The sequence below is a fragment of the Algoriphagus sp. SE2 genome (assembly GCF_039563885.1).
GTDB lineage: Bacteria > Bacteroidota > Bacteroidia > Cytophagales > Cyclobacteriaceae > Algoriphagus.
On sequence record NZ_JBCLWJ010000034.1, the window covers coordinates 1 to 11112 of the forward strand.

9 protein-coding genes are annotated in these 11112 nt (G+C 35.5%); 6 read left to right on the forward strand and 3 right to left on the reverse strand.

Annotated features, from left to right (window positions below; all coding sequences use genetic code 11):
• The first annotated feature begins 1394 nt into the window (after positions 1 to 1394).
• From AAGF08_RS20090 to AAGF08_RS20575, 6 genes are all read left to right on the forward strand, one after another.
• Positions 1395 to 2567 (forward strand): HlyD family efflux transporter periplasmic adaptor subunit, encoded by a 1173-nt coding sequence (locus tag AAGF08_RS20090; protein WP_343513228.1) that lies wholly within the window; start codon positions 1395 to 1397, stop codon positions 2565 to 2567.
• 11 nt (positions 2568 to 2578) lie between these two features.
• Positions 2579 to 4732 (forward strand): peptidase domain-containing ABC transporter, encoded by a 2154-nt coding sequence (locus tag AAGF08_RS20095; RefSeq protein ID WP_343513229.1) that lies wholly within the window; start codon positions 2579 to 2581, stop codon positions 4730 to 4732.
• A gap of 36 nt (positions 4733 to 4768) precedes the next feature.
• The gene (locus AAGF08_RS20100) at positions 4769 to 5095 is read left to right on the forward strand and encodes an Lrp/AsnC family transcriptional regulator (protein ID WP_343513230.1); all 327 of its coding nucleotides are present in this window, start codon (positions 4769 to 4771) and stop codon (positions 5093 to 5095) included.
• Between the two features lie 109 nt (positions 5096 to 5204).
• On the forward strand, positions 5205 to 5408 hold the full coding sequence (locus AAGF08_RS20105) for a hypothetical protein (protein ID WP_343513231.1): 204 nt from the start codon (positions 5205 to 5207) through the stop codon (positions 5406 to 5408).
• Positions 5408 to 5596 carry a hypothetical protein gene (locus tag AAGF08_RS20110; RefSeq protein WP_343513232.1) on the forward strand — a complete coding sequence of 63 codons (189 nt, stop codon included), beginning with the start codon at positions 5408 to 5410 and terminating at the stop codon, positions 5594 to 5596. The genes AAGF08_RS20105 and AAGF08_RS20110 overlap by 1 nt, the downstream gene beginning before the upstream one ends.
• A gap of 226 nt (positions 5597 to 5822) precedes the next feature.
• A complete protein-coding gene (locus AAGF08_RS20575) occupies positions 5823 to 6272 on the forward strand; it encodes a hypothetical protein (RefSeq protein ID WP_353527665.1) in 450 nt (149 codons plus the stop codon).
• Between the two features lie 539 nt (positions 6273 to 6811).
• On the opposite strand, the gene AAGF08_RS20115 is transcribed toward AAGF08_RS20575, so the two are convergent.
• The 3 genes from AAGF08_RS20115 to AAGF08_RS20125 form a co-directional block, all read right to left on the reverse strand.
• Positions 6812 to 7540 (reverse strand): hypothetical protein, encoded by a 729-nt coding sequence (locus AAGF08_RS20115; RefSeq protein ID WP_343513233.1) that lies wholly within the window; start codon positions 7538 to 7540, stop codon positions 6812 to 6814.
• Positions 7541 to 7699: 159 nt separating this feature from the next.
• Positions 7700 to 8539 (reverse strand): hypothetical protein, encoded by an 840-nt coding sequence (locus AAGF08_RS20120; RefSeq protein ID WP_343513234.1) that lies wholly within the window; start codon positions 8537 to 8539, stop codon positions 7700 to 7702.
• 5 nt (positions 8540 to 8544) lie between these two features.
• Positions 8545 to 11112: hypothetical protein (locus tag AAGF08_RS20125; protein WP_343513235.1), on the reverse strand; the 2568-nt coding region annotated here is incomplete at its 5' end.

The following is an 11112-nucleotide window of genomic DNA, read 5'->3' on the forward strand; positions in this document are numbered from 1 at the left end:
GAAATGTTGTTGTGGTTGTGGGTTGATGTATTTAACGTCATTGCGATCCTTCGAATGGGGCTAGCGAGGAAAGGAGTGGCAATCTCGTTACTTAAAGTTGTAATTGTTGTAGTGGTTGTGAGTTGTTGTCTCACCTCGCTATTCAACATTCAACATTCAACATTCGATATTATTAAAATCTCCTTTCATTTAATCTTCCCCTTTGACTTAGTACTTCTCGCCTCATTATTAGGCCTTCAACATTTCAGTTGCTATTCGGGATTTGAAATTCCGAACTATTATCAATGAATTTTAAATTCAGATTAAATCTTTGTTCTTTATTTACGTCCTTTTGGCTTAGCCCAAAAGGACCCCGCCTCGGCGGACAAGCAAAAAGCCAAGTCGCAGCAAAGCTTCTCCGCACAATGCCATCGCCGGCCCGCTGCTGCGACAGCCCACCGCGCAGTCAAATACAACTGGTTTTCTAAAGAATACCGATCTTTTTTTTGGGGCTAAATCAAATATCTTGTAGGGATTAGAATTGCTTTGGTGAACCGTAATTACCTGTCTTTGTGGGGATTATTGAAAGGGAAGTTGGAAATGATGTGGTGGTTGTGAGTTGTTTTCCCAATCGCTATTCGACCTTAAAATGCATTATTCAAATGCTTGTGACTTTAACCAGCCCCTCATACTTCGTATTTCTTCAATTGTATTTAAATTTTCTGTCATAGCCTGTCTATTTGGAGAGCAGGGATTAGGGAAAAGGGAGATAGAAATGGTTTTTCAGCTTGTCCGAGATCATACCTAAGTAAATCAAAGGTTTGATTGGTTCGAATAAAGCTGTTTTAGGGTGAACTATAGAATTTTATAGATTCAACTAAAAGATTTTATTTTACCATTAATTTTACTTTTTGGGTTAATGAGTTGACAGGGAGTTATTGTATTCCTTATGAAATTAAATTCAGTTTGTTAGCCAAAAAAAGTAAGTGAAATTTGAAGGTTATATTTAATTTTAAAAATAAATTTGAAAAAACTTAATTAATTATAATTATAGTTTAAAAAAATAATATTTTGAATTATAAGGATATAGTAGTTTATTTTAGAATTATATTTTGAAAAATATCAAATTTATTAGTTTATCGGTTTTCATTAAGTTAAAGCCTTTTATTTTTTTCTTGGAATTAAACTTTAAGTTTTATTTATTGCATTATTAGTTTGTTAATTAAGCTTTTAACTGTTTAATCGATTTATATCGGTGTTCTCGGTGGGTCTGTTGCTTTTAAACAGTCTTTGTTTTTAGATGATAGTAGTCTTTTGCTGATTTCTGCAAAGCTTCTGAAAATTGAATTTGAAAGAATTTAATTTTAAAAGAGCCTTTCCAGATTTTATTAGTTCCATATTAACTTTTTTTGAAAATGGACAAAAAGCTTTTTCCCCAATCGATCATTCAAAATACTTTAGAAGTATATGACTCAAGAATAAGAGTGAGTTCCCATTTGGTATATTGGTTATTTTTAGGATTAATCTTCCTATTTTCTTTAGCCATGCCTCTTATTTATGTTGATGTAGCAGTGCAGGCTCGTGGAACTTTTCAATCTTCTATTCTGAGAAACAATGTATTTAATACTGTAACTGGAAGATTAGATTTATGGGATTTAACTGATAACAAAAAAGTTAAAAAAGGAGATGTACTTGCGGTTATACGAGGGGAGCAAGTTAATCTTGAAATAAGGGGGATTGAAGAAAGGCTTGATTTATTATCGGATTTTACGATAGATCTCAAAAAGCTATTGAGCTTAGATTCCTCTTTATCGGAGGAAATCCTTCTTTTAAAAACTAAATTTTATCAAGCATCCTTTTTGGAATTTCAAACTGAAGTTAACAATCAGGAAGTTCTCCTGAGTAAGCTTAAACGTGATTTTCAAAGAACTAAGCGACTTTTTGAAAGCAAATCTATAGCCTTTGCAGAATATGATGATGTTGAATTACAATATAGCCAAGCTAAATCTCAATTGGAGCTTTTCAGAAAACAACAAGTAACTAAATGGCAACAAGAAATAAATGATTTTTCATTTGAAAAGGACCGATTATCCAAAGAGTTAGAAGTTTCCATAGAACAATTGGATCAATATAAAATTGTAGCGGGTACTTCTGGAACCTTATTGAACGTATTGAATCTGAACGTGGGAGACTTTGTTTACCCTAATCAAAAATTAGCTGAAATCTCACCTGATACAACTTTGCTGGCGGTTACCTACTTGCCACCAAGTGATATAGCATTTATTAAAAAGGGACAAGAAGTCAAGTTTCAAGTTGATGCATTTAATCATAATCAATGGGGGATTGTGACTGGTAAAGTCTATGAGCTGGCTGACGATTTAACTTTAATCAATGAAAAGGAAGCCGGATTTTTAATTACATGCACTTTAGATAAACTTTTTTTAGAGTTACCAAGTGGTCAGAAAGGTGAAATAAAGAAGGGGATGACCTTTAATTCACGATATGTCATAGCTAGAAGGTCATTATTTCATTTGTTATATGACAAAGTGGATGATTGGCTTAATCCCTTGGTCAATTCTAGATCCTAATTTTTTGACTTATGGGGATTAGAATCAAACAAAGAGATATTACAGATTGCGGAGCTGCCTGCTTAGCCTCAGTAGCTGCCTTTTATAAATTGGAACTTCCAGTTGCAAAAATACGGCAAATGGCTTCCACGGATCAGAAAGGGACTAATATATTAGGATTGATTGAGGCGGCAAGTAAAATGGGGTTTTCAGCCAAAGGGGTACGAGGAGAGTATGAGGCGCTATTGGATGTGCCAATGCCTATTATTGCTCATGTAATTGTCAAAAAAGTTCTTCATCACTATGTGGTTCTTTATAAAGTGGCAGATAAAATAGTGGAATACATGGATCCCGGAGATGGTCAGATGCATAAGGTGGCACCTGAGGTTTTTAAGGAAATGTGGACCGGTGTTCTAGTACTCTTGATGCCAAATGAGGAGTTTAAAGCGATCAACGAAAAAGTAAGTACTTGGAGTAGGTTCTGGTTTTTGGTAAGGCCGCATCGAGCAGTGATGATACAGTCTTTGATAGGAGCGATCATTTACACCATCTTGGGACTTTCTACTTCTATTTATGTTCAGAAAATCATAGATCATGTATTCATAGGCAGAAATACCAACCTGCTCAACCTGCTTTCTGTCACGATGATAGTTCTTTTGATCTTTCAGATCTTAATTGGAACATTCAAAACACTATTTATCATCAAGGTAGGTCAGCGGATTGATGCCCGTTTGATTTTAGGATATTACAAGCACCTCTTGACACTTCCGCAACAATTTTTTGATACCATGAGAGTGGGGGAAATCATTTCCAGAATAAATGATGCTGTAAAGATCAGAGCTTTTATCAATGACGTGTCTATTAGTTTTTTGGTCAATGTCTTTATAGTGATTTTTTCTTTTGCCCTGATGTTTACCTTTTATTGGAAATTGGCCTTGATCATGCTACTGCTGATCCCACTATACTCTATTATCTATTGGGTAACGAATCGGATTAATAAAAAAGTAGAACGGAAGCTGATGGAGGATTCTGCAGAACTGGAATCTCAACTTGTAGAGTCAATTACCTCAGCAGGCACTATCAAAAGGTTTGGAGCCGAAGATCATGCCAATATCAAGACAGAAATTCGGTTTGTAAATCTTCTTCGGTCGGTTTATCAATCAGGTTTGAATAACCTGTTTTCTGGCACTTCTTCGGAGACCTTATCCAGGTTATTTACGATTATCCTCCTTTGGGTGGGAGCTGGCTATGTCCTGCAAAATGAAATCTCTCCGGGAGAACTCATGTCTTTTTATGCGCTTACCGGTTACTTGACAGGGCCAATTTCCAGCCTGATCGGAATGAATAAGACCATCCAAAATGCCTTGATAGCAGCTGACCGATTGTTTGAAATTATGGATTTGGAAGTAGAAAGCTCTGAGGAAACTTTCCCGCTCAAAAAATCTGATGTTGGAGATATCACCTTTCGAAACGTATCCTTCAGGTACGGTTCCAGAGCAAATGTCTTTGAAAATCTTTCTTTGGTTTTTGCGAAAGGGAAAATTTCCGGAGTAGTTGGAGAAAGTGGCTCGGGTAAGAGCACGCTGGTTTCTTTGCTTCAAAACTTGTATCCACTACAGTCGGGCAATGTATATATCGGCGACCACGATATCAAATTTGTAAACAATAGTAGCCTAAGACAAATGGTTTCGGTGGTACCACAACGGATTGATCTCTTTGCTGGAAATGTTATCGAAAATATAGCCTTGGGTGATTATCAAGCCGATATGCAAAAGGTAGTACATATCTGCAACCGGCTGGGGATGATGGAATTTATAGAGAGCTTGCCCAATGGATTTAGAACTTATCTGGGAGAAAATGGAGCATCTCTCTCAGGAGGACAAAAACAAAGGATCGCTATTGCTAGGGCCCTTTATCGAGATCCTGAAATTCTAATTTTGGACGAGGCTACAGCATCCTTGGATCCGGATTCTGAGCAGTTTGTTCAGCAGACGATCCGAATGCTCGCAGTAGAGGGGAAGACGATCATCTTTATCACTCATAGACTTGCTGCGGTACAGGAGTTTGACCGATTGTATGTATTAGATAAGGGAAAGCTGGTAGAGGAGGGAAGCCATTTAGAACTCGTAGCCAAAGAAGGAAAATACTTCCAAATGATCCGAAAGCAATTGGTTGTGCTGACTTAGTTCAAATGAAAAATTAAACGTTAAACCGATAAGAGTATGGAATTTATCAAACAAATCGAACGATTACAGCTATTGAACAAACTGGTAAGGGAAAAACGAACCGGAAGTCCTGAGGAGTTAGCAGGACGGATTGGAGTGAGTAGAGCTAAGTTGTACTTGATCTTGGAAGAGCTCAAAGATGAAGGAATCTGTATTCGATTTAGTAAAAAGTTGAATTCCTTTACTTATGAAAATTGTGAGGGTTTACAACTGGGTTTTTCTTTTAAGGTTTTGGAAGCAACCGAAGAAATCTCTATAAATGCAGGGAAATTTTTCACTTTTTTTCCAGTGTCCAATATTTTAGACGGTTCGAAGTTAAGTTAGAGTTATGATTAGTTTTCAAGATACAATGCTAGCAAATGTGTTTTGAAAATACTGAGATTGGGATTGCCAATGCCCAGGAAATGTTGGTTTAAAATAAATTGAATATCTCATGGAAAAATTTAAAGAGTTAAGTTCGGAGGAAATAAACTTCATCAATGGAGGTATGGACTCTGTAGCAATGCAACCAGTCCAAGATGCTTCAGAAACTTGGTGGTGGAAAGGATTAGTTTTAATGAATGATGCTTCTGATTTTATTTCTGGATTAGGAGATGGATTTTTAAAGGGTTTTGATACAACAAATAAGCAATGGTAATGGAAAAATTAACTCATTTGAATAGAGAAGAGCTTATTTTAATTAATGGAGGCTCAGAGGAATCTTATAATTTAGGATATAAAATTGGAAACTTTGTTGGATCATTTACATCAAATGCGTTAAATGCTATGAATGCGATTGTTGATGGAATGAAGGAAGCAGCCGAAGTGATAAGTAAAATAAATTAAAGTTTAAGTGAATAAATTTGGGAGAGAAATCTCCCGTTTTTTTTTCGATATGGTTTTAAAAAAAATATTTCCCTGGTATTTTCTTAAAATTATTAACACTATTTTTTTCTTATTTATTAATACTAAATTAGTTGAGAATGGGTACTTGGTTAATGTGAAAAGATATTTTTTTAAAGAATATAGCTTATTTGGAATTACTGAATCTTTTTTAATAATATGTCTCATTATGCCTACATTGGAAGAGTTAGGTTTAAGATCGTTCTTAACCAAAAATCAAGATATTAGAAACCTCGGGATTTCTTTCTTTCTAGTTATTTTAATATTCAAAATTCTACAAATACTTTTTCCGATTGCTTTATGGACTGAAATATTTTTAAATTTCGGTATCGGTTTTGTTTTATTTTTCTTAATATCTAATCTAAATTTAAAATTGTATATTATACCTAATAATATTATTTTATTTTCAATTTTATCATCTTTTTTATTTGCAATTTATCATGTGGGTCTTAACTATACCTCTGAGAATTTAGGGTTTTTATTAGTTTCCGTAATTCCTTTTTTTATTAGTGGATTGATTTTTTGTCATGTTAGAATTAAATATGGTTTGATTTACTCTTTAGCCTTGCATTCTATATTTAATTTTACTATTTGGATATTAAATTTAGTTTTTGACTAATTACAAAAGTATAAAATATACTATAGTATAATTTACTTACGTAAATAATATTTGAGATTTGTGTTTCTGTAAGCTGCTAAATTTATGATTTTACCTTTACTTTGAATTAGGATATTATCATCTTTTTTATTACAATTATAATTTTCATTTTTTTCTTATTTCTTAATATATAAATCGTTTTGCATAAACTTCAGCAATCCCGATAAAGCATTTTTACTCAAGTCAATGCTAGGATAACTTGCTTAATTTAAAATCCCAAAAATCAATGCGAAATATGAAAGTCTTTTTAAATAAAAATATTTTTTTTAATTAGGGTTAATAGCCTTCGAAATAGGTTCTAGATTAATTCCACTATTACTATCGGTACATAAAAAATCAAAATACCCCGTTGCTAAAGAAATCTAGGAGAATTATTGACGTGGTTTAAGCAGAAATCAGATAAAAATAAACACAAAAAAGTGTTGTGAATGAGTTGGTGAATCGTGGGTTAGGAAAGATAATCTCGCGATAGACTAAACTTAGTCAATAACTTCCGGGAGCTAAATAATACCAAATAGATTCGTCATGTGATTCCCAACTTTTTTCTGATAATAAGTGAATACCTTTTCATTGGTTGTGTTTAAGGCATTTTGTTCTTTATCGTGAGCATCGGTGATTTGAATACTTGCCGCATTAATCATATTTTGATAGGTAGTGATGCTATTCTCCAAAATATCCAGATTGGCCAATAAGGCTTGACATTGTGAAAGTTCCTTTTGCATCAGTTGTATGGTGGAGAGCTTATACTGCTCTTCCTGCTCTGTTGTAACCCACATAAACCAATTTTGGTAAGCCTGATCCCGATCCCTTGTTGAAATGGCCCTATTCATATCACTTTTAAACTGGGATACTCTGGCGCTTATGTTTGCTAAATTCGTTTGAGCATCAGCCAGTTTTTTGGAAACAGTTTTATTATGATTATTAACTATCCCATCAAAGTTGCGAAGAGTAGCTTGTACGCTTGCAGATTGTTGAATTAAAAGTTGAACAATTTGATTTAAGTCTCCTAGACGAGTCACTAATTCAGCCCCAAATAATTTGAGTTCGTTCGTATTGGTTGATGTACTCATGGTATTCCAAAAATTCTTGAGATCCACGATCTTCGTCTGGAATTTTGTGGCCAATCCGTAGAGTTGATAGGTTCCGGCTTTGAGGGAATTGGATGAATTTACCGGTAATCCGGCTTTCTTTTCATTAGAAGGGTCAGACCACTTAATATACTGATCCATTGAAACCAACGAATTTTGAATTGAAATCATAGTGAGGGTTATTTAGGTTAGATGGATTATCATTTAATATAGAATGCCAATGTTATTTTATTGATCGAAAAAGTCTCAGTGAAATAATTTTCATCATTAAGCCCCTTTCTCTAATGGGCGAAGTTATGATTAGGGATTTAAAGCAAATAACCCTGTCATATCCTTCCCTACCAATCGTTGATAATAAGCAGCTACTTTTTCATTGCTTGTAGTTATCGCTTTTTCTTCATGATCAAAAGCTGCCTGGAAGTTAGTCCCTATTTTATTGAGAAGGTTTTCGAATCCAGTGATCACGATATCTAATTGAAACATTTTCGACAGGAGGTTTTGACATTGATTCAGTTCTGAATCTGCCGTTTGATATAGTTGAATTTGTCTGTTGATTATAGCAATTTGGTTGTTCCTGGTAGCTACAGCGTTTTTGGCCTTATCCAAATTCTTTTTCACAGGATTGTATATTCCCAAAGTAAGCCCCGTCAGGAACCCATTTCCAAAACCTTTGCCACCTTCTAATTCACTCCTTGCTTGGTTATATTGAGTTCTTGCTAGGGCAAGGGCCATTTCGGCACTTTGTTTTTGTGAATTAGAATTCAATATCTGTTTTTTTACTTCTTTTATTTGATTTTTTGCAATTGTTTGAAAAGGTTGTAGATCCGCTTTTAAGATTACAGCTTGCTCCATCAAGGTGTTAGAAGTATGAATTGAATCATCAAGTTGCAGGAGTAATTTCTTGGTTAAGGTTCTATTTAATACTTCCGGAGTTTCCGAGCCCGAAGTTAGTTGAGCCCAAGTGCTTTTAATTTGCTGAATTTGATTTTGTAATGAACTTGACCGATAGATCATCTGTGCATCAGTTTCATCAATCTTTGTTGAGGAACCACTTGGTAAACCGGCTCTTTGTTCGCCTCCTGATTTGGACCAATCAGAAAAGGATTGTAGAAGGTTTACTGCGTTTTTGATTGTAGTCATGATAATTAAATTGCCGTGGCTTCACCAACGAAAGAGAAAGTCACGCCAGTTACATTTGAAAGATCAAATTTTTTATTCCCCCGACCAGTTATTTCAATAGTCCATGTTGTAAAGGGGGTTGGTTTGAAAAAATCATTTAAATACCGGGGAACAATCCCTCCTGTCATGGTGGGTTTTTTGGTAGCTCCGTCATATTTAAACAATCTTCTTATCGGTTGACTGACAAATTGCCTGATCCCATTATTGGCTGTTTTATCATTAAAACCTCCTGAAGTTACAATACTAACTATTACTTCTTCGGGTATTTCTAGTCCTTCAAGAAAGACCTGAACATTATCCAACCGGATTCGATAAGTTCTTTCGAATGCTGGGTTTTCTGGAGTGAAATTATAAGAGAAAATTCCATTTTCTTTTAGACTGGATTCTAGGTCTTCAATAGGAATTGTATATGTAGGAGAAATTCCTTCAGGCTCTTTGGATAATGAAGTGAGATCTAAGAGCTTTCCTGATATCTTCGAGACTGTCGATGCAAATTGATCAACTGAGTCAGTAAGTTTTGGTAATTCTGGGGCTTCTCTATCATTAACCAAAGTATAATAAATAAATGCTCTGCGATATGCTTCCATGGCCAAATAGATTGCCCGTTTAGAGTCGAGGATCTTTCCATAAGATAATTGAAGAATAGTGGCATCCTTTACAATTTCTGATCCAAGTTTATTTACCCGATCCTGATAAATTTTTACGGATTTGTCAGCTGTTTCTTTACGCATTAGCATTTCAGCTAGCTGTGCATTAGCCTTTGCTAAAGCCAACCTTGCTTCTGAGTATACTTTTCCAATAATAATAAGACGTTGCAATTCCATCTGATAAGGTCCTTTTTCAGATATACCATCCGGTACTTTCTTAAAGAAATTATCTAATGCAAGAGATAAATTATCCCATTCCTGTGATCCACCACTGACCACATCAATTCCCTCAACAGAATTAGATGAGAAAACTGCACTAACGGAAGCATTTGTTGTTAATAATGCTTGTTGACTGCCACTCTCCATTTGATCTGCTTGTTTTGCGACATCCATGATTCTCATGACAGCATCTGCCACTTCTTTTCCACCTTCAGCAACTCCTTTGACAGCTGAAACAAGTTCATTTTGTGCTTTTTCACGCTCCCCATCAACGGCCTTTTGTTTGGCTGCCAGTTTGTCCAATTCATCACTACTGACATTCTGAAAATCATCCTCATCCAAATCATTTCCACCGCCATCATCATTGTTTATAGCACCATCATCGAGAAGATTCCCTAAATCAAGGTCTTCTATAAAGCCATAGGGATTTGGTTTTAATTTACTTCCTACAGCTCCGAGAGCTTTTGCTCCTAAACTGGCAAGACTGGTGGCTGTTTGGATAGCTGGCATTACAGCCAGTGTAGGGCCAGTGGCGACGATAGCCGGAATTTGGGATAGGATTTTTACAACTCCAGAAACTAAATTAAATACAGCCTTTATGGTTTCATCGATTTCCCAATTCTTAACTCCTGCTACAAATTCATTTTGTTTCCAGATCAATTGGATTTGTGATGCGACGATTTGGCGGGCTGCAATAGTTCTTGCATTCAAAACTTGCTGTCGGGTATCTTTTGCTTGTTGTAATAAAAGTTTGTTTAAATTCTGTTCGCTTTGGCTGATCTTTAATGCGTCTTTTGCTGATTCAAGCCACTTTTCCGTGTTATTAATATTGTTTTGCATTGCATCCCAATTAGCTTGTCTAAGTTTAAGTAGGTCAAAACAAGCCTTTGCTTTATCGGCATAAACATTATGATCTAATTGAGGTACTAAAAGCGCATTCTTAGGTGCAGCTAAAATAGACCTAAGCGTTGTGGCAAGTGCACGGGCCTCGCCACAAACAGAGCGAGTATCATCGCTTGCCTCTGCCAAGGCCGCTATGTAATCCAGTTGTCGAAGACTAATTTCTGGGCTATCTGCAAAAAGTAAAGTGGCTAATTGGAAAATAGTTCTTAAATAAATTCGTATTGGTTCTCCTTCGATGAAATATCCCGGATCCAATTTATAACTCAGGTAAGTCTTTTTGTTTGATGCTCCTTCTTCCCATTCAAAAACATTAACACGCTGCTGGTGCTCATTTACAGTAAAATCAAAGTTTTTTTGTACCATCCCATCATCAATCACTGCTGTGATGGGCAATTTGATTGACTCTCCTGTGGTCTTATCAACTATTTCTTGCGTGACACATAAAAACGGTGATGGAAAATCAGATGCTTGTATTATAAACCCGCAGTCTTTCCCTACCTGAATGCGCCTGGCAAATATGAAGGTTCCCGTCAATACGTCAACCATTTCGTCGAGGTCCAGAACATCGCAGCAAATGTAATATAGGTCTACTTCATCTTCATTATCTGTAAACTCAGGTAAATCTGACCATTTGAGATATAAATTTTGAAAGATACCTTTTTGAGGTGAAATATTCTTATGACATGGGAGTCCCCATTTTTTAACATTGGCATCAGAATATAAAGTAGGCCATTGGGTGGTATTGATTGTCATGATTTTGAGCTT